The sequence below is a fragment of the Chryseobacterium sp. R2ACT005 genome (assembly GCF_049949215.1).
Taxonomy (GTDB): domain Bacteria; phylum Bacteroidota; class Bacteroidia; order Flavobacteriales; family Weeksellaceae; genus Chryseobacterium.
The window spans coordinates 342,076-367,060 of the sequence record NZ_CP188192.1 but is presented as its reverse complement, the minus strand read 5'-3'; the positions used below and the strand labels follow the sequence as shown (position 1 = coordinate 367,060).

Sequence of the window (24,985 nt, the reverse complement as noted above, 5' to 3'; positions counted from 1 at the left end):
ATACTATGGAATACAATACCCAAAAAACTCAGCTTAATATGCCGGAATATGGCAGAATAATACAACAGTTGGTTGAGCGCTGCAAAGAACTTCCTACCAAAGAGGAAAGGAATGAAATGGCTATGGCAATCATCGATTTTATGGGTCAGAGAAACCCACAACTTCGCGACGAGGAAAATTATAAACATAAACTTTGGGACCATCTTTTTATTCTTGCTAATCATGATCTGGATGTAGATTCTCCTTATCCGTTCCCAACTCCGGAACAATTGGCAGAAAAACCTAAAAGAATGGAATATCCAAAACTTCAAGGTGACTTTAAGTTTTACGGAAAGAGTATTCTTCAATTGATAGAAAAAGCAATCGAACTGGAATCTGGTGATGAAAAAGAGGCCCTTATCGAAGTGATTGCCAACAATATGAAGAAGTCTTATAATGTCTATAATAAAGAACATGTGACGGACGATGTTATCTTCCGCCACCTGAAAGAACTGTCTGAAAACAGGTTGGACCTTACGGGAATAGATTCACTTGAAAAAAGTAAAATCTATTACACCAGCAATAACAACAACCGAAATAATAACAATAACAACAATAGGAACAGTAACAACAGCAATAATAAGAACAATAACCAGCCTAACAAGAGAAGGCATAACAACAACAATCATAAAAACAGGAAGTAATGAGTGGAACATTTCAGATAAGAGGAGGAAAAAGACTGCAGGGCGAAATAACTCCACAAGGAGCCAAGAATGAGGCTCTACAAATTTTATGTGCGGTTCTCCTTACGGACGAAGAAGTAAGAATCAAAAATATTCCGGATATTCATGATGTAAACAGACTGATTGAAATTCTTGGAGATTTTGGAGTAAAAATTACTAAAAACGGACAAGGAGATTATACTTTCAAGGCTGATCAGGTAAATTTTGATTATATAAAATCTAACGAGTTCAAAAAAGACGGCGCAAAACTGCGTGGATCTATTATGCTGATGGGCCCGATGCTTGCCCGCTATGGAGAAGCTTATATGCCGACTCCGGGAGGTGACAAAATCGGAAGAAGAAGACTGGATACTCACTTCCAGGGACTGGTTGAACTGGGTGCTGAATTCAATTATGATGAAGAGGAATATTTCTATTCTTTAAAAGCTAAAGAATTAAGAGGAAAATTCATTTTATTGGAAGAAGCTTCTGTTACCGGAACAGCTAATATTGTAATGGCAGCAGCTCTGGCAAAAGGAAAAACAAGAATCTACAACGCGGCATGCGAACCTTATCTTCAGCAATTGTGTAAAATGCTGAACAGAATGGGAGCCAATATCTCAGGAATCGGATCTAACCTTCTTACTATTGAAGGAGTAGATTATCTGAGAGGAACGGAGCATACAATGCTTCCGGATATGGTAGAAATCGGATCCTGGATTGGTCTTGCGGCCATGACGAAATCTGAAATTACCATCAAAAATGTAAACTGGAACCAGCTTGGTGTCATCCCTAATACATTCAGAAAATTAGGAATCGAACTTGAGCAAAGTGGTGATGACATCTATATTCCTGCTCAGGAACATTATAAAATTCAGAAATTTATTGACGGATCTATCCTTACTATTTCAGATGCTCCCTGGCCAGGATTTACACCGGATTTATTATCTATTATTTTAGTGGTAGCTACTCAGGCAAAAGGAAGTATTCTGGTTCATCAGAAAATGTTTGAATCCAGATTATTCTTTGTTGATAAATTAATTGACATGGGAGCTCAGATCATTTTATGTGATCCACACAGAGCAACGGTAATCGGATTGAACCAGGAAGCTCCTCTAAGAGGCACAACGATGGTTTCCCCGGATATCAGAGCCGGAAATGCACTTCTTATTGCAGCACTTTCTGCAGAAGGAAAATCTATTATCCATAATATCGAACAAATCGACAGAGGATATGAAAATATCGATGGAAGGCTGAAAGCAATTGGTGCTGATATCGAAAGAATTTAAAATTATTTTATTTAATATGGAAGCGTTCAGAGCAATCTGAGCGCTTTTTTGTTTGACTTTTGTCATTCTGACGAAGGAAGAATCTTATTATCAGTCAAATACATGAGATTCTTCACTACATTTCATTTCGTTCAGAATGACACTTTTGAGGCAACCTCAATTCTGTACCGATTAATTATTGTTTTTTTTATATCTGCTTTTAATAAAAAATAAAAAGTGTCCGGTAAAAGTACCGGACACTTTGAGTAATTAAAACTATATGAATCTCACTTAAAAATACTTTCTGCAGATATACTCCACCGTCGTATTCATAAGTTTATTTTTATTCAGATAGATTTCAAGCTGCTGAAAATCTTCTGAACTGACATTAATATATAACTGCACTGAACCAAAACTATATCCATTCACATACTCTACATTAGCGGATAGCACTCTATGACAGATCCCAAATTGATTGTAGATGGTATTCATTAAATGTTCAAATTTCATTTTGCCATTCAACTCTATTTCCAATAACAATTCTTTCTTAGGCAGGTTAATTTTATTTTGTAAAACCTGCAGGCCCGGATTAGGTGTAATCATCGCTAAACATTTTTTGGTTAAACTTCTAAGATCATATTGCGTTCTGCATTTAAATCTGTGACAAAAATATAAAAAAATATTAGTCCACCAAATTAGTAGACTAATATTTTTTAAATTTTAACATAAAAAAAAGAAGCCTCTTCAGCTTCTCTCAATATTTTAATAACTCCCTACTCGTTCTAATCTATCAGAACCAGCAAGTCCATTGGGGTTACAACCAGGCTCTCCTTCAGGGACTTTCAGATTTTTCCTGGTATAAAATTCTTCCCAGAATGCATTCGTTTTTCCTGTTTTAGGATCAATGAATGTCATGGGCTCCAGTTTAAAAATATTTTCTGCCCTAAAAGCTCTTTCAACGAAATCTGAACAGTAATATGAATTTTCATCCAGGATGTAATTGAAGTTATAAGGTTTTCCAAGCATAGAATTCGCTTTTTCAACAGCTTCAGGAATTATTTTCTGGTATTCGGTCTTCAAACGATAAACAATTACCTCCTGCCCATCTTCTTTCTGGTCTTTGATAAAATCTTTCAGATCCTGTTTCTGAGAACCTCCTTTTGGTGCAGCATGCAAAACAAACATTTTGTTACCATCTTTTTCCAGAATTCCTATGTGATCAAATGAAGCTATTTTTTGCTTTTGAGTCACATTATTAATAGCACCGGAAAGCCCCGATTCTTTAGCCGTTACGAAAAGCAGATCTCCATTTTTGAGCAGTACATTACCGGAATAAGTATTTTTGCACTGTATCAATAATAACATCAGACAGAACAAAAACCCAACAACAGTATTTTTTCTTTTTTTAATTCTAAATTCAGACATTTGATTATACTTTCGGTGCCAAAATTACAAAATAGAAATCATTACATTTGTGGGAATATTGATCTATTCTTCACATCAACCCAAACATTTCACAGATTCTTATGCCACATATTTTATTAGTTGAAGATGATGACAGACTTTCAAAACTGATTGCAAAAGGATTTCAGGAAGCTGAATTTGAGGTAACCGTAGCATATGACGGAATCATAGGTTTGAAACTGGCTTTGCAGACCAATTTTGATCTGGTAGTCACAGATATTGTCCTGCCTAAAAAAAACGGACTTGAATTCTGTAATGAAATCAAAGCATTACAACCGAATCTTCCTGTAATTATGCTGACTGCACTGGGGACTACTGATGACAAACTGGAGGGATTTGATGCCGGGGCCGATGACTATCTTACCAAACCTTTTGAAATGCGCGAACTGACAGCAAGGATCAAAGTACTTCTGAAACGCTTTTCACAACAGAGGCAGCAAAAAGTGTCTGTTCTTACCTATGAAGGAATTGAAATGAATCTGGAGCAGAAAACGGTACGCAGAGATCATACTCCAATAAAACTGACTCCGAAAGAATTTAACCTCTTAAAATTCATGCTGGAAAATTCCGAAAGGGTTCTTTCCCGAAGTGAAATTGCAGAAAAAGTGTGGGAAACCCACTTTGACACAGGAACGAATTTTATTGATGTATACATTAATTATCTCCGAAAAAAAATTGATAAAGATTTTGAAGTTAAGCTGATCCACACCAAAGCCGGCATGGGATTTATCCTGAAAAAAGACTATGAATAAGGCTTTGTGCAGTAATCACTGAGATAAACTAAAAATATCAGGATGAAAATAAGAACCCGACTTACGCTGCTTTTTACTTTAATCACTGCAATGCTTTTAAGTGTTTACAGCGTTTCGATTTATTATTCATCCAAAGAAGCCAGAGAAAAATCTTTTTACAGTGAGCTTCAAAATGAAGCGATTGCCAAAGCAGATCTGTTTTTCCGAAGTTCACTGCCGGAGCAGGAAATGCACAAGCTTTATAAAAACAATACCAGAACCCTAAATGAAGTTCAGGTAGCGATTTATGATATTAATAAGCAGCTCGTTTATCATGATGATGCCAAAGTGGATTATGTAAAGGAAACCCCGGAAATGCTTTCCCAGATATTCCAGAAAAAGAGAATCAATTTCTTTTTAAACGATTTGCAGGTGATCGGAATGGTATATCATTATGAGGGAAAAACTTATGCGGTAACCGCTGCAGCTTATGATCAATATGGATATGAATATCTCACTCATCTTCTTACCATCAGCATTATCTCTTTCTTCAGTATTTTAATATTAATTTATCTGGCCGGAATATTTCTTTCCAAAAAAGCATTGAATCCGCTCAGTGAAATGGTCACTCAGATTAAAAAAATCACGGCCGGAAAACTACAATTAAGGCTTAAAACAACAAAAGAGAAAGACGAACTTAATGAGCTTGCTCAAAACTTCAACGGAATGCTGGAAAGACTTGAGAACTCTTTTGATTCACAAAAGCATTTCGTATCCAACATTTCCCATGAACTGAGAACACCTTTGGCTGCTATTATTACCGAACTGGAGCTGGCTTCTGAAAAAGATAAAACCAAAGAAGAATATCAGGAAACCATTCAATATGCGCTTGAAGATGCACGAAATATGGTAAAACTGTCCAATAGTTTGATGGATCTCACTAAAGCCAGTTATGATCCTAACGAGATCAGTTTTTCCGAAGTTCGTCTTGATGAAGTTCTTCTGGAATCTTACACCAAAATCATAAAAGAAAGTTCAGGATATAAAGTTTCATTAAATATAGATGAGTCGTTAGAAGAGCATCAACTGGTCATCCAGGGAAATGAATATCTTCTGCAGGTCGCTTTTAATAATCTTATTGACAACGCCTGTAAATATTCACCAAAACACATATGTTCAATAGATGTCAAAAGCAATGCGAAAATCCTTTTGATTAGTTTTACCAACAAAGGAAACATGATTCCTAGCGAAGATCTGGAACATATTTTTAAACCTTTTTACAGAAGCGAAATACCCAAACCGGAGAAAGGACATGGAATAGGGCTTTTCCTTACTGAGAAAATTATTCTCCTTCACCACGCAAAAATTACAGTCGTATCAGATCATAATGATACTATTTTTACCGTGATATTTGATATCATTTAATTTCTCTATTACTTATTCGTGAGAAAGAGATTTTTTATTGAAAACTGTAGTTCCAATACTGGCTGCAATTACACAGGTAATAGAAATCCACTGTAAAAAAGATAATTCTTCAGCAAGAAAAACCAATCCTGAAAGCGCTGCAAATGCAGGTTCCAGACTCATCAGAATACTGAAAGTTTTTGCAGGAAGTCTCTTCAAAGCCATCATCTCTAATGAAAATGGCAAAGCACTTGAAAGGATAGCAACCCCAAGCCCTTTTACAAAAATAGCCGGAGTAAGATTGAAAACCGCACCATCCCATATTGTAAAAGGAATAATCACCATACTCGCAAATATCATTCCGGTAGTCACGGCATCTTTTCCGTCCATTATTTTCGAAACCTTTCCACCCATTATGATATAAAGAGCCCAGAACATCCCTGCAAGAAAGGCAAGCCCAAGTCCTACCAAATCAACATGATCATTCTGCCACGGAACAATCAGCAGGATTCCCACACAGGCCAGCAAAGCCCAGACAACATCCAGCAGTTTACGGGACAAAGCTAATGCAAGAAATAAAGGTCCCGCAAATTCCACAGTAACCGCCAGCCCCAAAGGAATTCTTTGAATCGCCATATAAAAAATAAGATTCATCGCTGCCAAACCTATTCCGTATATCGCACAGTATTTCCATTTTTGTCTGTCAAACTGCAAAAATTTCGGACGGTTAATCAACGTAAGCAAAACAGCTGAAAGTACAATTCTTAAAGTAACCGTTCCAATAGCTCCAATGACAGGAAAAAGCTGCTTGGCAATGGAAGCTCCTCCCTGTACACATATGATCGCTAACAATGTAGCGGGTATCGCTATGTTTGATTTTTTCATTTCTAAATATATAATTCAAAAGATTTTGGAAAGAAATTTCCGCGATTAAACACACTTTTATTTACATGATAAATCGTGAAATTCATCATGTAAAACTGCCTGCCCCAAATGTATTGAAATTTTATCTTTTACAATGGGTACAGTTTACTCTTATTAATAGGGTCTAATCAATAATTGACTCTTTCAGGATCAACTTAAAAAAGCAGAAATGATTTTCTCTAATGATCTTCTAATAACATTCTAAAGCTTTTCTAACGGTAAAAAAAGGCAGGCATTTCTACTTTTGCACAGTAAAAAATAAAGCATATGGACTCAGATCCTTACAGTAGTTATCAATCTTAAAAGCTTTAGTTGTACTCACTTTTCCCGTACAGCTGCAACGCTTTATAAAAACAGGAAAAGTTATGAATACATTTGAATTTACCCTTCGTTTACTGACTGCATTCTGCCTGGGTGCCGGTATAGGTTTTGAAAGACAGTGGCGAAAAAAAAATGCAGGACTCAGAACCAATACTTTGGTTTGCATTGGCTCTGCAGCATTCGTATTGATTGCCATCAGAATTGGTGGCGATGCAGCCGGAAGAATCACCTCTTATATTGTCAGCGGAATCGGTTTCCTGGGCGGCGGCGTTATCATGAAAGACGGCCTTACCGTAAGAGGATTAAATACAGCAGCCACATTATGGTGTTCTGCGGCCATAGGCGCATTATGTGCCCTGGGATATCCTGCAGAAGCCCTCATCACAGTTTTCTTTATTGTCTCTACCAATATATTCCTTAGACCTACTCTCTCTTCTCATAAAGAAGCAAGGAGCAAAAAATGGTTCAGTACCAAGAAAAATAACAACGAAAAAGTAAAAATCAGTAACAGCACTCAATTGTATTAAGATCATGAAAAAGATAATCTTAAGTAGTATTATTCTCTTTGCAGCCTCTTGTAAAGACAATACACCTCAACAAAATAAAGAACCGGAAATAATGATAAAAGGTAACCAGGTAACTGTTCCGGAAAACAATCCCGTTTTCAAAAAAATTAAAACACAGGTTGTTACCGAACAGGAACACAGCGATGGGGTAATTTCAGCGGGAACTATTCAGGCAATTCCTAATCATTATGCAGAAATTGCCAGTCCCTTTTCCGGAAGAATTACAAAATCATTTATTCAGCTTGGACAACATATTTCTGCCGGAAGTCCTCTTTTTGAGATTCTTTCTTCATATTATTTTTCGGTTCAAAAAGATTATACGGATGCCCTGAATGATGTACAGCTTGCCGAAAAAAATCACAGACGCCAGCAGGATCTCGTAAAACATGGCGTAGGTATTCAGAAGGAGCTGGATGAAGCGGAAACGGATTTTAAAAATAAAAAAACATCCCTCTCCAATGCTTCTTCTGCCTTGAAAGTCTATAACAGTAAAGGTGGAGGTATAGGAAGTCCTCTTATTGTAAGAGCTCCCATCAGCGGAGAGATCATTTCCAACAAAATTGTAAACGGCCAATATCTGAAAGGAGATGCTGATCCGGTAATGATCATTGCAGAATTATCCAAAGTCTGGATTTCCGGTGATGTAAAAGAAAAGGACATCCGCTTTGTGAATACCGGAGATCAGGTTTCTGTAAAAGTAAGTGCGTATCCGGACATAAATATTACCGGAAAAGTATATCACATCAATGAAATTGTAGATGAAGATACCCGAAGTATAAAAGTCCTTATTGAATGTGATAATCCAGACAGAAAATTAAAACCAGGCATGTATGCTACGGTCAACTTCTCCACGACTCCTGCAAAAGCAGTGATGATTCCCGTAACCGCTTTGATGCAGCAGGATAACTTCCAATATGTATGGGTAAAAACAGGCAAGAGTCAATATGTAAAACGTTCAGTGACAACAGGAGAGACTGATCAGAAAACAGTAAGAATCACTTCAGGATTAAAACCCGGAGAAACCATCATGACTGAAGGGGGAATTTATATGCTGGATGCAAAATAATGTAAAATGATGCGAAATCAAAAACTATGAAGAAATTATTAACACTCTCTATACAGAAGAGATGGCTGATGCTTGCTCTCTTTCTTTTACTGGGATTCTTCGGGTATTATTCCTGGACCAGACTATCCATAGAAGCCTATCCTGATATTGCTGATGTAACCTCGCAGGTGGTAACACAGGTTCCGGGACTGGCCGCTGAAGAAGTAGAACAGCAAATCACCATTCCTTTGGAAAGATCTCTGAACGGACTTCCCGGAATGCATGTGATGAGAAGCAAAAGTACTTTTGGACTGTCCATTATTACAATGGTTTTCGATGATGGGATAGACGATTACTGGGCAAGACAGCGTATTCAGGAAAGACTGACGGATGTAGAGCTTCCTTACGATGCACAACCAGGACTAGATCCCCTCACCTCTCCCATTGGAGAAGTATACCGTTACATAATCGAAAGTAACAACCACAGTCTGCGGGAATTGACGGATTTACAAAAATTTGTGATCATCCCACGCATTAAACAGATTTCAGGAATTGCTGATGTTACCAATTTTGGAGGAATTACCACGCAGTTCCAGATCGAACTGAATCCCCATAAGCTTGAACAATACGGATTATCTCTGTCAGAAGTTACCGAAACAATCTCCAAAAACAATGTGAGTGCCGGAGGGAGTATGCTTTCCCGCGGAAACCTCGCTTATGTCATCCGCGGAATAGGTTTGGTAAAAGACTTAAATGATCTTGGAAAAATTGTAGTCAAAACCCAAAATGGCGTTCCTGTTTTTTTGAATGATGTAGGAACATTAAAATACGGAAATCTGGAAAGAAAAGGAATTCTGGGCTACACAGACCGAAAACGTAATTATTCTGAAAGCGTAGAAGGTATTGTCCTTTTATTAAGAGGGCAAAATCCTTCACAGGTGCTGGAAGGAGTACATGAAGCGATCGAAGAACTGAATAACGAAACACTGCCACCCGGAGTAAAGATTCATCCTTTTCTGGACAGAACAGACCTTGTAAAAACAACACTCACTACAGTTTCTCATACGCTTACTGAAGGAATTGTATTGGTTATTATCGTACTGATTGTATTTCTTGGAAGCTGGCGGGGAGCATTACTGGTGGCGATAACTATTCCACTTTCTTTATTATTTGCTTTTATACTGATGCATTTTACGAATATTCCTGCCAACCTTCTTTCACTGGGAGCCATTGATTTTGGGATCATTGTAGACGGAGCAATCGTTATGCTGGAAACCATTCTGAGGAAAAGAGAAGAAAACCCGGAAGAAGTACTGGAAGAAAAAACAATCACCCAAAGAGTAATTGAAGTAGCAAAGCCTATTTTCTTTTCAACCATTATTATCATTACTGCCTATCTGCCTTTGTTTGCGTTTGAAAGAGTAGAAAAAAAATTATTTACCCCTATGGCTTTTACTGTTGGATATGCCCTATTGGGAGCACTTGCTGTAGCCTTGCTTCTGATCCCTGGATTGGCTTACGTGATCTATCGAAAACCACAGAAGATTTATCACAATAAATGGCTGGAAAAACTAAGCACTGCTTATGGAAAGAGCATTGAAAAAATAATGCAGACTCCTAAAAGAGTTATCATCCCTATTATGATTGTTCTCGTATCTGCCGGAATCCTCTCCTATCATGTAGGAAAAGATTTTCTTCCCGAACTGGATGAAGGCTCTATATGGCTGCAGGTACAGTTACCTCCCGGAATTTCTTTAGCCCAATCAAAAGAAATGAGTGATACGCTGCGTGTCCGTACTCTGAAACATCCTGAAATTACTTATATGATGATTCAGGCAGGCCGTAATGATGATGGTACAGATCCGTGGACTGCCTCACACTTTGAAGTCTCTATCGGGATAAAACCTTACAGCAAATGGCCGGCCGGGAAAACAAAAGCAGATCTCATCAAAGAATTGGCAGCAGATTATAAAAATATGCCGGGATTCACCATAGGTTTTTCACAACCTATGATTGACGGAGTAATGGATAAAATCTCAGGGGCTCACAGTGAACTGGTGGTAAAGGTGTATGGAGAAGATTTTAAGGAAACAAGGCGTATTGCAGAAAATGTATTATCAACCCTAAATACAATTCCGGGTTCAGCAGATCTTGCCATTGATCAGGAACCTCCATTACCTCAGCTGCAGATTATTGCAGACAGAGACAAGATTGCTCAGTATGGACTGAATGTAGCAGATGTTGCCGACCTTATTGAAGTGGCATTGGGAGGAAAAGCAATTTCCCAGATCTTTATTGGTAATAAAGTATATGATATTTCCTGCCGTTATACGGAAGACAGCCGTGACACTCCTGACAAAATAGGAAACCTGATGCTGACCTCAGCTTCCGGAGCGAAAATTCCACTTTCTCAGGTGGCAGAAGTAAAATTAAGTACAGGTGAAAGTACCATTACCAGAGAAATGAACAAACGCCACCTTACCGTAAAACTGAATTTAAGAGGTACCGATCTTTCTTCTTTCCTGAAAAAAGCACAGGATAAAATTGAAAAAGACATCAAATATGATCATGAGAAATACCAGATCAAATGGGGTGGGCAGTTTGAAAATCAAAACAGAGCGTATTCAAGGTTAGCATTTATTGTTCCGCTAGCATTGGCAATTATGTTTTTGTTGCTGTATGGTGCATTTGGAGATTTCAGACAGGCTTTGGTTCTGATGTCAATTGTTCCGTTAGCTTTATTTGGCGGAATGCTGGCACTCAATATCCGGGGAATGTCTCTGAATGTGTCTTCTGCAGTAGGATTCATCGCACTCTTCGGAGTTGCCATTCAGAACGGAGTCATTATGATTTCTCATATCAACGATCTGCGTAAGAAAGGATATGAGCTGAAACAGGCTGCCATCAAAGGAGCAAAAGGCCGCTTCAGACCTGTACTGATGACGGCAACGGTTGCAGTAATCGGATTATTCCCTGCCTCATTGGCTACAGGAATCGGTTCTGATGTACAACGTCCACTGGCAACAGTAATTGTCTATGGGTTGATGTTCTCTACTATTTTAACACTATTCGTGCTTCCGGCTATTTATTTTATGGCTGAACGACGTAATGAAAAACAAAATTTAGAATCAGATGAAAATTAAAGTTCATATTATCATATTATCTGTAGTATTGTTGAGTATAACAGGTATGAAGGCACAGGAAAAAGAACTTTTACAATTTGAAGACTACCTGAGTCTTGTTGGAAATAAAAATCTTGGATATGCCTCCCAGAAATACAATGTAAGTATGGCTGAAGCTTCCATCCAGACTGCCAGTATGTTTCCTGATCCTCAACTGGAAATGGAAACTACCAATAACGGAGTGAAGCAGAATATGGGGTATGTATATGGAGCTTCCATTGGCTGGACACTTGAACTTGGCGGCAAAAGAAAAGCCCGGGTTAATCTCGCCAGAAACCAATCTGAGCTAAGCAAAATACAATTGCAGGATTTTTTCAGGAATCTCCGTGCAGATGCCAGTTTAGGATATATTGATGCTCTAAAATCCAAAGCTTTGCTTGAGGTACAGCAGGATTCTTATGAAAATATGCAGCAGCTGGCAAAATCCGACAGTATCCGTTACAAATTAGGAACTATATCATTAGTTACGTCCAAACAGAGTAAGCTGGAAGCGGCTTCTTTGCTCAATGAAGTATATCAGGCTGAAAGTGCAGAAGAGCAGGCTCTCACCAGTTTATCAGTATTTCTTGGAGACAGCAAAATAGCAGGAAGAGATGTTGCCGGGGATTTTAATGCCTTCAACAGAGATTTCAGTATTGATGATCTGATTCTTCAGGCGTTAAACGAAAGAGCAGATTTATTGGCAGCCAAACAAAATACAGAAGTTGCCAAAAGTCAGATCAATCTGGAAAAAGCCAATCGTATGATAGATTTAGGCATCAGTGCCGGAGCAGAACGACATACCGAAGCGACTAATGAAATTGCTCCATCTCCAACCGTAAATGCTGTAAAAATGGGTATTAGTATTCCTTTGAAGTTTTCCAACAGAAGAAATGCAGGATTGAAAATAGCAGAAATGGCACATTCCCAGGCTGAGGTTGAATACAAACAGATCGAACAAGGCATAAAGGCTGAAGTAATGCAGGCTTATCAGCAATATACAGCAACGCAAAAACAGCTCAGACAATTTCATAACGGAATGCTTTCTGAAGCACAAAGTATTTTGGCAGGAATTACCTACAGCTACAAAAGAGGGGAAAGCTCTATCCTTGAAGTTCTGAATGCCCAGAGAACGTATAACAACGTAAGAAAAGAGTATTACCAGGCCCTTGCAGATAATGCAGCCGCTTTGATCGAACTTGAAAGGAAGGCTGGGATCTGGGATATACATTTTTAGCTGGAAGAGGGAAGCTGGAGGATGGAAGTTTCCGGAAGCCGATGAATAACTATATATCAATTTTATTAACTTTTTGATATTCAGAATGCTCATCAAGGATGACAATCGGTCGCTTTAAAACACAAATATAACTTCCAGCTTCAAACCTCCAGCTTCCAGCATAAAAAAGAGCCCTTAAATCTATTTGATTTAAGGGCTCTTTTTTATCTTTTATACTGAGATTCATAAATTCCGATCCAGTCATCGGGAGTCACTTTCCGGCTCAGCTCGGCAATCAGTTCAAAAGGAATATCATCCACTTTTTTGAAGCGGATACAGGATTTCCCCATATCGAGTTTCTTTTTGGAATGTTTTGGATATTCTCCTACGAACCAATCCAGAAGTTCCGGCTTTGAATACAGTCCCATATGATAGAGTGCTATAAAATTCTTCTGGGAAGCCAGATTGATGAATGGCAGCGGTGTTCCCGGTGCACAGTGATATCCGGCAGGAAAAGTTGCCAAAGGAACTACCCAACCTATCATCCCATAATTCGTAGCTTCTTCAAAACCTTTCGGAAGGTTATCATTCACCGTATCAAAAAGCTTTTTAAAAGACTCCTGTCTTTCTTCAGGAATCTTTGAGATATAATCTTCTATGGAAACTGACTGAATCTGCATATTTTAATTTTTTCTAAAATACGATTATTTTATAAAATTGTACACACTGAACATCTGAACGTCTTTACTACTCTTTTGAAGGAACATCATTTTGTTTACATTCGGAACGTACTGAATCATATTTCCATCTGCAAAACCATAGTTCTGGAAGAAATTTCGTCCTTTATAATCAAAGCTTACTTCCTGAGGTTTCAGATTGGCAAAATCAAAAACTTTCATAGAAAATCCTGTGTTTCCGAATGCTCCTTTAGGATAGAAAGCAGAAATATAAAGTTTGTCTCCGGCTTCAACGAGATGAATTCTTTTTCCTGTAGAAGTTCCTGCTGCAACAAATTGCTTTACTTCCCCTTCTTTATTAAATTTGATCAGCATTCCGGCATCCAGAGAATATACAGGATCAGGGAAACGATTCATTGTTGTAGGCATCGGTCTTGTCACAGTCTCCTGCTGAACAGCCATTAAAGTTTCATCTCCTTTCACAATGGTTTTGATGACCTTTACATCGTTCATGTCTTTACTTCCTGCTAAATTGGTATTGCTGATTATCGCTTTTCCAGATTTCATATCATAATACATTACCGTTCCAAAAGTACTTGCGCCAATAGTAACCGCTGCATTTTTCCTTCCAAAAGTTACCAGATAGTCATTATCGTTTTTACTGAATGCATATAGTTTCTCAGGGATATATTTATCATCAAATGGAAGGTCTTTATCTTCAGTGTTGGAAACCTGTTCCAGCTTATAAGATTCCTTCCAGCCTGCAGCTTTACGCAGTACAACAATTTTTGCTGAGTTGGTCAATGTAAAAGATTTTTCAACATAATCATTACTCAATGTAATTTCTTTGTTCCAAACCAGAGAAAGGGTTCTCAGATCCATTACCAGAACATCATTCACATTATCCGTTTTTTTGTTGGCAAACCGGTCATTGAAGATGGCTGCATATTTCCCGTTTTCTGAGAAAAGTACGTAAGTAGTTCCTGATCTATTGGTAGATTCAATACTGTATTTTGCAATACTCTTTGTTGTAAAAGTACCTTCTTTTCTACTGAAAACATGCTGAAAGACTTCTTTTCGGTTTTCTTTTCCAAAATACTCTTCCGTAAATGCTATAAACTTATCATCATCTATCTGCTGTGATCCCAAATAATTGTGAAGTACTCCATTCGTTTTGTTGGCGTAATCTTTCACATAAGTATCTACAAGACTTCCGTTCTGATCCAGCTTTCTCATCAGTAATTTCTTGTGGGGAAAAACATTTCTCATCAGCCCGTCGATATTGATTGCGCTGAACATATAAGAATTGTAATCATCTGCTAACACCAGTTTATCATCCGTTTCAAGATTGGCATCCACTGTAAATTTTGTTCCTTCAGTCACTTTCGTCTGTGCATACGCGTACACAGAAGCTGTAATTAATGCCGAAGCAATAATCTGTTTAATCATATAGTTTTCGTTAGTTATTATAAATTTTTTCTTCTAATCTTTTCAGTTCAAGATTAGCGTCGTAGGATAGTTTAATATCTACTAAATGTTCCTGTAACTCATTTAAATATTTCTCTGCTTCCTGATAGTTTCCTAAAGCGATATTCAATCTGATCAGGTTAAAATAAACATACTCCCCGATTTTTTGGTTATAAAGCGCTTTCTTATCATTGTAATTCACTTTCGTCAGACTGCTTTTCCAAAGATCAATTCCTTTCTGCATATTTTCCATCGCTATTTTGTTTGGAGCATACTCTGACTTTGCCTGAAGTTTTTTCAGATTGGTTGTCACGTAGATGTAGGCTTTTTCCAAATCGTCATACTCTCCTTTGTTCTTTACAGTGGCCAGGGTCACCGTAGAATTGATGGTCTGATACCCAAAATTTTCATTGATAATATTCCTTGTACGGTCTATCGTTCTCTGAAGATATCTTTTTTCCTGAGCATTCAGATTAATTTCGTTGGTTGGAACACTTGCTATTTCCGAAAAATCGGAGAAATAGGTCTTATCCAGTTTTACAGCTCCATCTTGTTTTGCGATAATCCTTGTAGGCTGATTGGCAAAAGTTTTCCCTTGATTGTCCTGAAAGTTTGTTCGTTCCATTTCAATCACAATGTCAAGATAGTTTCCTCCTTTTGAAAAACCTGTTACATCCATTTGGGAAGCCAGAATCTTATTATCTACAATTAAAGCGTCTCTCAGGTCTGGCTGCTGATACACCGGAACCGGAGGAATATTAAGGATAGGTCTTGAAGGTAATCTCAGTGTAGGAGCTCCGTTAGTTGCCGCAATTTTTTCAACCGCTGATAGTTTGCTGTATTCTGCAGATTCAAGTTTGTACTTTTCCTGAAGTTTTTTTACTTCAGCATCATAATCCTTTAATCTTTCTCCGTGTTCGTACTTGGCATTTTCAACGTTTGCCTGATAATTCTCTACCTTTTTCTGATGATCTTCTTTTGAAAGTCTTACAACATCATCTTTAGTAATATTATAAGGAGATTTTACCGTAATCGTATAGTTTCTGCTGGAAAGATCTGTAGGAAAAACCGGTTCTTTCAAAAGCTGAAAACTGATTGTTTCTTTATCAATTCGTTGAGCCTGCGAAAATTCGGAATAAAATAATGGTATTAAAAAAAGTAGTTTAAATTTATTCATAGATGTTATAGTTTTCGATGCAAATGTATAATAATTTCATCAACATTTTTTAAGAATAAATTGTCCAGTTATTATGAAATAGATCATAAAAAAGGCAGCCACATCAATGCAACTGCCTACAGAAATTATTAACTCAAAAAATTTTATTTTTTAATTGCCTTTACTGTTGATTTTGAACCATCTTTAAAGTTCATTGTCACTAAGTAAAGACCGGTATTCAACTCACCTAACTGAAGTTCTGTAGTTGGATTGTCAATAGTTTTCACTACTCTTCCTGCTACATCTGTAACCGTTACAGATTTAACATTTTTGATATCAGCAACATGCAGAACATCTTTGAAAGGGTTAGGATATACATTCACTTCTTTTTTCTTAACAGATGTTTCAGCAGTAGCTAAATTAGACTGTGTAAGAGAGAAATCATCAAATCCCATATAGTACGGATCTGTTGTTGTATTCAAAGCTTTAATTCCAAATGAATAGTCACCAGTAGCCGTTGGGATATAGGTAACGGTAACTTTAGTATAATTAGCACTATTACCTCCCCCTGCAGCTGTTTGATCAGCCGTAATAAATGTTGATAAGCTAGTTGCTCCAGTCGCTGTTTGTCCGTTGTTTACCAATACTTCATTCTGCCAACCTGAATAGCCATCTCCTACCCAGTAGAATGTAAAATCATACGAACTTCCTGCAGTTAAAGTAAATGTAGGTGTCCATAAATAAGCAGCATTGCTATATGGATAATAGATCGTTACATAATTCGGAGCAGATTTAGGATCATTATAAGCTTGCTGAGAAGCATTTGCTGAGGTAAAGTTATAAGTAGATGAACTTCCTCCCGGAGTTTGTGTCCAGCAGTTCGGAATGATTGCAGAACCTATAGTTGCCATTGCATCAAAATTTTCACTCCAAGGCAGTGTAGTTATTGGAACACAAAGAGTTGTAAATGATGTAGAAGTACTCCAGATACTCTTATCAGATGCACTACAGCTGGATCTTACCCATGCATAATATGTTGTAGAGGGCTGCAGTCCGCTTAACGGTGCAGAAGCTGTTGTAGAAGTTACAGAGTTTGTAGCATTTAAAACAGTAGATGCATCCGGCGCAGTGCTGTTTGTGCTGTAATAAACTTCGTATCCGCCTGCAGGAACTGGAGATGGTTCCGTCCAACCGATCGTTGCTGTGTTCGCTGCTACATTTGATGATGTAACTGCAGTTGGTTCAAAACAAGAAGGAATATTCTGAACGGTAATATTATCAATATAAATAGAACGTGAAGAACCTCCTAAACCATGTTTAAATGCTAATTGTAAATCAGAACCTACAGGTATGTTAACCGTATATTGTGTATGAGTAGTTGTCAAAGCAATAGGAGAACCTATTTGTGTAAAGGAAGCAGGATCCGTAGGGTTTGATAATGTTCCTACTAATAATGTATAATTGCTTCCTCCGGCTTTTGCATAGAATCTTACACGTTTAGTACCATCTGAAAGGTTTACAGTTGGAGGCGCAACCAGCATTTGACTACCAGTAGTAGCACTTGAATTAGTCATGTAATATGCATTGGGTGCTGAATAGTTATTTGATGTCGTTACATATCCATACCCTGCAAATGATGCACTTTCAAGATATGCCCAACAGCTTGGCGCATTCGTATTAGTGCTGGAGCCTGTACTTGTTGTATCAAAGTTCTCTGTATAGGGAACCGTAAAAGTAGAACAAGCTGTTTTAAATGTTCCAACAAAAGACCATACACTTTGGCTTGTTGCAGTATTACAGTTGCTTCTTACCCAATAATAATACGTTGTATTTGAATTAAGACCACCAATAGTTGTACTTGTACCTGTTACCCCCGGATAAGTAGGCGTTACTGAACCCGCAGGTGTTGTGTTTGAAGTACTGTGGTATACATCATAACTGGCAGCATTGCCCGTCCATGAAACTAAAGCAGAATTAGCTGTTATTCCAGAAACCGCCTGTAATACGGGAGGTGCACAGTCTGAATAGACATCTGCTGAAAAAGCAAAGATATTTGGTAAACCTGAACCAGTGGTTTTGGTAACCGTTACACTTTGTATTGGTTTTGCCTGATTCGCGGCATCTATTGCCAGTTCAATCTGATATAATCTTGGGTTCGTTCCGCCCTCAGGAGAAGGAACATCATCACCAGCTGCAGGAGTAGCTCCTGGCTTTTTAACCCTTCCTATCCCCTGGATGGCAAAATTAGATCCATTATACCAGTCTGCAAGACTGATACTTGAAAATGTCTGCGAACTGCCATCTGTAAAATTTACCACTGCACTTACTGTAGAAGTACCACTTCCGCTTACAGCAAGCATATACAGTTTGGTAACGGGTTTGGCGGTTGTAAATGCCAAGGTCCCGTTATCATTTACAGCAGCCAATCTCAAAGAATTGTTAACATTCAAATCTGCTAACTGAAACTTCAATCCGGGAGTTGCCGCCACTACAGAATTAATAGTTCCGTCAACAGGAATACCATACGTAATAGCAGCACTTGTGGATGTCAGCTGAAAATCTTTAGCTACAAAAGCGTAAGAAACTCCGTCTACGTCATTATTTGTAGTAATTGTTGAAGAACCTATACCGTTTGCAATTACATCAGCTGTTAAGCCTGAAGCAATCGGCATGGTTTGATAATTTTGAGCCATTAGTACACTGGCTGAGAAGAGAGCGATAGCAGGTACCACTCTAGAAAATAAATTTATTGCCATTTTGATCACATTTGAGGCGAAATTTAGTAAAAATAACAATATGAAAATATTATTTTTACTAAAATCTTAAACTTTATTAAAAATGCATGAAAAATTAATATTAAACATCATTAAAATAAGCAGATTTTAAATACAGTGTGAAACTTAATGAAACACCTTCTTATTGATTCTTAATTTTATTATTGAGAAATTAAATCCTATTTTTGTCATACAAATTTTTTGAACAATGCCGAATATTTCAAACAGAGCGCTGCATATGCCGCCATCGCCGGTAAGAAAACTGGTTCCCTTTGCATTACAAGCAAAACAGAAAGGAATAAAAGTATACCACCTTAATATTGGACAGCCTGATATTGAAACTCCGGAAACAGCTTTAAATGCTTTAAAAAACATCGATTTAAAAGTATTGGAATATGCACTTTCTGAAGGAAATATAGAATACAGAAAAGCCCTTACAGAATATTATCATTCATTAGGTTTTTCAGATCTTACCCCTGATAATTTCATTGTTACCAATGGAGGTTCTGAAGCCCTGAACTTTGCTATTTCTACTTTATGTGACGAAGGTGATGAAGTGATTATTCCTGAGCCTTACTATGCCAACTACAATGGTTTCACCAGCACATTTGATGTGAATGTAGTAGCGGTATCTTCTACTATTGATACTGGTTTTGCTCTGCCTCCTATTGAAGAATTCGAGAAAAAAATCACAGAAAAAACAAGAGCAATCATTATCTGTAACCCAGGAAACCCTACCGGATATCTGTATACCCGTGAGGAGCTTCAGCAGCTTGCAGACATTGCTTTGAAATATGATATCGTAATCATTTCTGATGAAGTATACAGAGAATATGTATATGACGGAAAACAGCAGATCTCAATGTTTGATTTCCCTGAACTGAGCGAAAACTGTATCATCATAGATTCAGAATCCAAGCGTTATTCTATGTGTGGAGTAAGAATCGGATGTATGGTTACCCGTTCCAACAAAATCCGTAATGCTGCCATGCTTTTTGCACAGGCGAGATTGAGCCCGGTTCTTTTAGGACAGATTGCAGCAACAGCAGCACACCAGAATGATGGGGCTTACATCAGAGCAGTAAGAGAAGAATATACCCACAGAAGAAATGTATTGGTAGATCTTTTAAATGCTATTCCTGGGGTTATCTGCCCAAAACCAAGAGGAGCTTTCTACTGTGTTGCTGAACTTCCGGTAGATGATACTGAAAAATTTGCACAGTGGCTGCTTGAAAAATATGCTCTTAACAACGAAACCATCATGGTAGCTCCTGCAGGAGGATTCTACAGTGATCCGGAATTAGGAAAGAAACAGGTAAGAATTGCCTACGTTCTGAAAGAAGAAGATTTAAAAAGAAGTGCTGAAATTCTTAAAGAAGCTTTAAAGAAGTACAGAGAAGAATTCAGTCTGTAAAATATATCCTATGCCGACAACAAAAAAACTCTATCTGAAAATACTGTTTTCGATTCTTTTGCTGTCGGCATTTTTTTCCTGTGATTCCAAAAAAACGGAACAGACTATTTCTCACAAAAATCCGCACGAGATTACTTTCATCAGTGTATCCGAAATCGGAGGACATCTTGGAAATTACAGAATTATTAAAATCACAAAAGATTCCGTTTTTGCAGAAAAAGGAATGACAGCCACTCAAACTCATACAAAATGGGGGTCTGCCATCAATTCCAACACATGGAAACAGCTTATCTCGTCGGTAAGGATTGTAGATCTTGACCATATAAAAAGTTCTCCCAGCCAGCAATCGGCAGACGGAACAGATGAAACTTTCCAGATCCGGACTCCGAAAAAATCACACATCTATGTGAATGCTTATGTGGATACTTTACATTACAAGCAGCTACAACAACTTAAAGAACAACTAGACAAAATTCTTCCCCAAGAATACAAATAAAACATGCAGGAAAATTTTTCATTAAAACCTTATAACACATTCGGTGTTGAAGCCAAAGCCCGCTACTTTACAGAGGTCAATACAATTGATGAATTAAAAGAGGCCCTTATTTTCTCGGAAACCCAATCTCTTCAGCTTCTGTTTTTGGGAGGAGGAAGTAACATTCTTCTTACCAAAGATTTTGATGGTCTGGCTATCAGACTTAATTTAAAAGGAATTACCGAAGAGAATGTCAATGAAAATGAAGTATTGGTAACCGCAAAAGCAGGTGAAAACTGGCATGAATTTGTGATGTACTGCCTGCAAAAGAATTTTGGCGGGCTGGAAAACCTTTCTTTAATTCCCGGAAATGTAGGAACTTCTCCGATGCAGAATATCGGGGCTTATGGGACAGAAATCAAAGATATTTTTGTCAGCTGTAAAGTCTTGGATCTGGAAAATCTTGAACTTACAACATTCAACCTTGAACAGTGCAGGTTCGGTTACAGAGACTCTATTTTCAAACAGGGAGGAAAAGGCAGATATGTTATTCTGGAAGTCACTTTTAAACTTACCCGGAAAGACCATTCTATCAAAACAGAATATGGTGCTATCAAATCTGAACTGGAAAATCTCGGCATTGAAAATCCTACCATTCAGGATATTTCCAGAGCAGTAATCAATATAAGACAAAGCAAACTGCCGGATCCTAAAGAAATCGGAAATGCCGGAAGCTTTTTCAAAAACCCGACTATTCCTTTAATTCAATTTGAAGATTTAAAACGAAAATTTGAAAATATTCAAGGTTACCCTAATGGTGATATGGTGAAGGTTCCTGCAGGATGGCTGATTGAACAATGCGGATGGAAAGGAAAACAGATTGGAAATGTAGCTTCACACAAACTGCAATCCCTGGTCATCATCAATGCAACAGGAAATGCTACCGGAAAAGAAATTTTTGACTTTTCTACTGAAATTATCAATTCTGTGAAAGAAAAATTCGGGATAGAACTTGAACGGGAAGTAAATATTATTTAATCTAAAAATATAAAGGCTGATTCGATTGGAATGCTGCCTTTTTTTATGCCCTCTTTTCTTGAAATATAACGTAAATGATAGGTTGGAAAACGCAAAGGCGCAAAAATTTTGCATTTTCCAACAAAATTAATTCAGAATCAATTCACATCCAGTCTCCGGAAAATCATTATTTTAGCTTAAAAATTACAACTCATGATGAAAATAGCTATTCTTGGAGCCGGAAATATGGGCCTTTCTTTTTCAAAATCATTTTTGAAATACGAACTGATCAAACCTGAACATCTGCATCTGATTATCAGAAATGAATCTAAAATCTCCAAAATAGCTGAAGAATTCCCCAATTCTAAAATTTCCACCTTTGAAGAAGTAAAGGAAATTGATTCTGATTTGATTATCATCGCTGTAAAACCTCAGGATTTTCAATCGGTTGCCCAAAATATTCAATTTACTTTAAAAGAAAACCAGATGGTATTATCCATCATGGCGGGAATCAATATTGAAAAAATTCAAAAATTACTGAACCATCCGCTTGTTGTAAGAGCAATGCCGAACTCTCCTACCCTTCTGGGAATGGGAATTACGGGATATACAGCCGCAGAAGGAATTTCTTTCACTCAATTAATAAGTATAGAAAGATTACTGAACAGCACCGGAAGATCCGTTTATCTGGAAGAAGAAGAACTTTTAGACGGTGTTACAGCACTTTCCGGAAGTGGTCCCGCTTATTTCTATTACATCATTGATGCCATGATTAAGGCTGGCATTGAAATGGGAATTGAAGAAAATCTCTCTAAGCTTTTTGTAAAGCAGACGATGCTGGGAGCTTATCACCTGATCAATAACTCAGAAAAAAATCTTGAAGAACTGATTAACGATGTAGCATCTAAAGGCGGAACTACAGAAGCTGCTTTAAAAACATTTGAAGACAGCAGTTTAAAAGAAATTCTGAAACAGGGGATTCTGAATGCCGAAAAACGAGCCAAGGAACTTAATAATTAAATCTTTTTTCAAAAATCCTGCAAAATTCCCATCCCAGATACACGCCAAATGTATTCAGGATGATATCGTCTACCTCAAAGATTCCCATTCTTGTAAAGTACTGTAGAGCTTCAACAATAACGATACATGAGATAAAGCTAAAAATCAATGGTTTTAATTTTTTCAGGTCAGGAAAAATCCAGCCCAAAAACCCAAAAGGAATAAACATGATAATATTTCCTAGAACAATCATCACAATATCTATCATCTTATTCGGGCCCTGGATAAATTTTATGGTAGAAAAAACAGGTTCTAAAGTAAGGAGATTTTCTTCATACTGAAATCTGCCCATTCCCAAAAACATCAGGTAAAGCAGAAACAGAGTATACGGAACAATAATGATTTTATATATTTTCTTTAACATTGAACTGCTAATATATTCATTTCAAAAACATTAAATTTGTGTATTAAAATAATTTAATGAAATACGTTCTACTTACACTTATTTCAGCAATGCTGCTGTCGGTTTCATGGCCAACTTATGGAGTTCCGTTTTTTATATTTTTTGCCCTTGTTCCTCTTCTGATGATGGAACATGGTGTTTCAAAATTTTCAGATTACAAAAGGAAAAGCTGGATTGTCTTCGGATTGTCTTATCTGTGTTTTGTGATCTGGAACATAGTAACTACAGGATGGCTGTATGGTTCAAAGAATCCTGATGGAAGCCATTCTCTGATGGCTGTTGTATTTCCGGTATTAGTCAATTCTCTTTTATATTCTTTAGTATTCCAATGCTATCACTGGTATAAAAATGCTCAGGGAACGTATTGGGGATTAGGATTCCTGATCGCGATCTGGATGAGTTTTGAAAAATTTCATCTAGGATGGGAGTTGACATGGCCTTGGCTGAACCTGGGGAATGTATTCGCTGATTATCCAAAACTGATCCAGTGGTATGACACTTTAGGAGCTACCGGAGGAAGTTTCTGGATTCTTCTGATTAACGTTCTGATTTTCTACACAGTAAGAACATGGGAAGCCGGAAGAAAGAGAAAAGATTTAATTAAAAACTCGGCTATCGTTGGAGCTCTTATTATTCTTCCGATGATTATTTCAGTGATCAAATACAATAATTTTGATGAAAAACCAACCGGACAGGTAAGCGTTCTGATGCTGCAGCCGGATCTTGATCCTTACGCTGAAAAATATTCAAAAGACAGCCTGACCATTGAGCAGGATTTATTAGCACTTGCTGAAAAAAACTCTACAGGTAAAATTGATTATTATATTGCTCCTGAAACCGCTCTTCCGGGGAGAGGATCTATTTCTGAAACAGCATTTGAAAAGAGTTTACTTCTCAATAATATCAAAGGATTTCTAGCCAATCATCCGGGATCTGTTTTTGCAACAGGTATTTCTTCACACCGATTTTTTTATAATCCTGTCGATTTACCTAAAGAAGCCTATCAGATTAATAGCGGGGTTTGGGTGAGCAGTTATAATACCGCGATTCAATTGGTACCGAATCAGAAAGTACAGGCCTACCACAAAGGAAAACTGGTACCGGGTGTTGAAATATTTCCTTATATGAATGTTTTAAAACCGCTTTTAGGAGATGCTATGCTCAACCTGGGAGGAACTGTAGCTTCTTTGGGAACAGACAAAGAAAGAGTTGCTTTTTCAAATCCGTACAACAAAGGGAAACTGGCACCTATTATCTGCTATGAAAGTATTTACGGTGAGTTTGTAACAGACTATGTGAAAAAAGGAGCCAATTTCTTAGCTATTATGACCAATGATTCCTGGTGGGGTGTTACAGAAGGACATAAACAGCTTTTATCTTATGCTAAACTTAGAGCCATTGAAACCAGAAGAGAAATTGCCCGCGCTGCAAACAGTGGAATTTCAGCGCATATCAATGCTAAAGGAGAAGTGACTGCTGATACTTTCTATGGAGACAAAACCGCTTTATTTGCGAAAGTAAACCTGTATGACACCAAGACATTCTATACCAGAGCAGGAGATATTCTTTCAAGGTTTTCCATATTTGCATTGGGGTTCTTACTGTTTTATTACCTTATTGAATGGTTCAAAAAGAAAACAAAGAAAGCATAGTTTTTAAACACAAACTGCACAAATCTTCACGAATAAAAAAGAGAAAAGCCAGCTGGACGTCTGGCTTTTCTCATTGATAGAAGATAGAAT

Annotated in this window: 21 protein-coding genes; 13 read left to right on the top strand and 8 right to left on the bottom strand. The window is 37.5% G+C overall.

Going from position 1 to position 24,985, the window contains the following annotated elements:
* The first annotated feature begins 5 nt into the window (after positions 1-5).
* Together ACPF63_RS01685 and murA are read left to right on the top strand one after the other, a co-directional pair.
* Positions 6-683, top strand: a complete 678-nt coding sequence (locus ACPF63_RS01685) for a DUF4290 domain-containing protein (protein WP_077419093.1) — start codon at positions 6-8, stop codon at positions 681-683.
* A complete protein-coding gene (murA, locus tag ACPF63_RS01680; protein WP_047386545.1) occupies positions 683-1,990 on the top strand; it encodes a UDP-N-acetylglucosamine 1-carboxyvinyltransferase in 1,308 nt (435 codons plus the stop codon). Before ACPF63_RS01685 ends, murA begins: the two co-directional genes overlap by 1 nt.
* A gap of 270 nt (positions 1,991-2,260) precedes the next feature.
* Here the strand turns inward: murA and ACPF63_RS01675 are convergent, their stop codons facing one another.
* Together ACPF63_RS01675 and ACPF63_RS01670 are read right to left on the bottom strand one after the other, a co-directional pair.
* Positions 2,261-2,572 carry an NIL domain-containing protein gene (locus ACPF63_RS01675; RefSeq protein ID WP_047386542.1) on the bottom strand — a complete coding sequence of 104 codons (312 nt, stop codon included), beginning with the start codon at positions 2,570-2,572 and terminating at the stop codon, positions 2,261-2,263.
* 159 nt (positions 2,573-2,731) lie between these two features.
* The gene (locus ACPF63_RS01670) at positions 2,732-3,394 is read right to left on the bottom strand and encodes a YiiX/YebB-like N1pC/P60 family cysteine hydrolase (RefSeq protein ID WP_426481778.1); all 663 of its coding nucleotides are present in this window, start codon (positions 3,392-3,394) and stop codon (positions 2,732-2,734) included.
* 101 nt (positions 3,395-3,495) lie between these two features.
* On the opposite strand from ACPF63_RS01670, the gene ACPF63_RS01665 reads away from it, so the two are divergent.
* Complete coding sequence (locus tag ACPF63_RS01665; RefSeq protein ID WP_426481777.1) at positions 3,496-4,185, top strand: response regulator transcription factor; 690 nt, start codon at positions 3,496-3,498, stop codon at positions 4,183-4,185.
* A 42-nt stretch (positions 4,186-4,227) separates the two neighbouring features.
* On the top strand, positions 4,228-5,589 hold the full coding sequence (locus ACPF63_RS01660; RefSeq protein ID WP_426481776.1) for an ATP-binding protein: 1,362 nt from the start codon (positions 4,228-4,230) through the stop codon (positions 5,587-5,589).
* A 12-nt stretch (positions 5,590-5,601) separates the two neighbouring features.
* On the opposite strand, the gene ACPF63_RS01655 is transcribed toward ACPF63_RS01660, so the two are convergent.
* On the bottom strand, positions 5,602-6,453 hold the full coding sequence (locus ACPF63_RS01655; RefSeq protein ID WP_426481775.1) for an EamA family transporter: 852 nt from the start codon (positions 6,451-6,453) through the stop codon (positions 5,602-5,604).
* A 404-nt stretch (positions 6,454-6,857) separates the two neighbouring features.
* Here ACPF63_RS01655 and ACPF63_RS01650 point away from each other — a divergent pair, with 404 nt between their 5' ends.
* From ACPF63_RS01650 to ACPF63_RS01635, 4 genes are read left to right on the top strand one after another with little or no spacing between them, the layout of a single operon-like run.
* Entirely contained in the window at positions 6,858-7,340 is a 483-nt protein-coding gene (locus ACPF63_RS01650; protein WP_426481774.1) for an MgtC/SapB family protein, read from the top strand.
* Between the two features lie 4 nt (positions 7,341-7,344).
* Positions 7,345-8,445 carry an efflux RND transporter periplasmic adaptor subunit gene (locus ACPF63_RS01645; protein WP_426481773.1) on the top strand — a complete coding sequence of 367 codons (1,101 nt, stop codon included), beginning with the start codon at positions 7,345-7,347 and terminating at the stop codon, positions 8,443-8,445.
* 26 nt (positions 8,446-8,471) lie between these two features.
* Entirely contained in the window at positions 8,472-11,567 is a 3,096-nt protein-coding gene (locus ACPF63_RS01640) for an efflux RND transporter permease subunit (RefSeq protein WP_426481772.1), read from the top strand.
* Positions 11,557-12,822 (top strand): TolC family protein, encoded by a 1,266-nt coding sequence (locus ACPF63_RS01635; protein ID WP_426481771.1) that lies wholly within the window; start codon positions 11,557-11,559, stop codon positions 12,820-12,822. The genes ACPF63_RS01640 and ACPF63_RS01635 overlap by 11 nt, the downstream gene beginning before the upstream one ends.
* Before the next feature lie 203 nt (positions 12,823-13,025).
* Here the strand turns inward: ACPF63_RS01635 and ACPF63_RS01630 are convergent, their stop codons facing one another.
* The 4 genes from ACPF63_RS01630 to ACPF63_RS01615 form a co-directional block, all read right to left on the bottom strand.
* On the bottom strand, positions 13,026-13,481 hold the full coding sequence (locus ACPF63_RS01630) for a DUF1801 domain-containing protein (protein WP_426481770.1): 456 nt from the start codon (positions 13,479-13,481) through the stop codon (positions 13,026-13,028).
* Positions 13,482-13,505: 24 nt separating this feature from the next.
* Positions 13,506-14,927, bottom strand: coding sequence for a hypothetical protein (locus ACPF63_RS01625; RefSeq protein ID WP_426481769.1), 1,422 nt, complete (start codon positions 14,925-14,927; stop codon positions 13,506-13,508).
* A gap of 10 nt (positions 14,928-14,937) precedes the next feature.
* Positions 14,938-16,122 carry a hypothetical protein gene (locus ACPF63_RS01620; protein ID WP_426481768.1) on the bottom strand — a complete coding sequence of 395 codons (1,185 nt, stop codon included), beginning with the start codon at positions 16,120-16,122 and terminating at the stop codon, positions 14,938-14,940.
* A 143-nt stretch (positions 16,123-16,265) separates the two neighbouring features.
* A complete protein-coding gene (locus ACPF63_RS01615; protein WP_426481767.1) occupies positions 16,266-18,857 on the bottom strand; it encodes a fibronectin type III domain-containing protein in 2,592 nt (863 codons plus the stop codon).
* 226 nt (positions 18,858-19,083) lie between these two features.
* Here ACPF63_RS01615 and ACPF63_RS01610 point away from each other — a divergent pair, with 226 nt between their 5' ends.
* The 4 genes from ACPF63_RS01610 to proC all read left to right on the top strand — a co-directional run bounded on the left by ACPF63_RS01610 (position 19,084) and on the right by proC (position 22,801).
* Positions 19,084-20,289, top strand: a complete 1,206-nt coding sequence (locus tag ACPF63_RS01610; RefSeq protein ID WP_077419080.1) for a pyridoxal phosphate-dependent aminotransferase — start codon at positions 19,084-19,086, stop codon at positions 20,287-20,289.
* A gap of 10 nt (positions 20,290-20,299) precedes the next feature.
* On the top strand, positions 20,300-20,785 hold the full coding sequence (locus ACPF63_RS01605; protein WP_077419079.1) for a hypothetical protein: 486 nt from the start codon (positions 20,300-20,302) through the stop codon (positions 20,783-20,785).
* A gap of 3 nt (positions 20,786-20,788) precedes the next feature.
* Positions 20,789-21,802 carry a UDP-N-acetylmuramate dehydrogenase gene (gene murB / locus ACPF63_RS01600; protein ID WP_426481766.1) on the top strand — a complete coding sequence of 338 codons (1,014 nt, stop codon included), beginning with the start codon at positions 20,789-20,791 and terminating at the stop codon, positions 21,800-21,802.
* A 192-nt stretch (positions 21,803-21,994) separates the two neighbouring features.
* The gene (proC, locus tag ACPF63_RS01595) at positions 21,995-22,801 is read left to right on the top strand and encodes a pyrroline-5-carboxylate reductase (RefSeq protein ID WP_426481765.1); all 807 of its coding nucleotides are present in this window, start codon (positions 21,995-21,997) and stop codon (positions 22,799-22,801) included.
* Here proC and ACPF63_RS01590 read toward each other — a convergent pair.
* Positions 22,791-23,204: a VanZ family protein gene (locus tag ACPF63_RS01590; protein WP_077419077.1), complete on the bottom strand. Its 414-nt coding sequence runs from the start codon at positions 23,202-23,204 to the stop codon at positions 22,791-22,793. The genes proC and ACPF63_RS01590 overlap by 11 nt on opposite strands.
* Before the next feature lie 56 nt (positions 23,205-23,260).
* On the opposite strand from ACPF63_RS01590, the gene lnt reads away from it, so the two are divergent.
* Positions 23,261-24,895: an apolipoprotein N-acyltransferase gene (lnt, locus tag ACPF63_RS01585; protein WP_426481764.1), complete on the top strand. Its 1,635-nt coding sequence runs from the start codon at positions 23,261-23,263 to the stop codon at positions 24,893-24,895.
* The last annotated feature ends 90 nt before the right edge of the window (positions 24,896-24,985 follow it).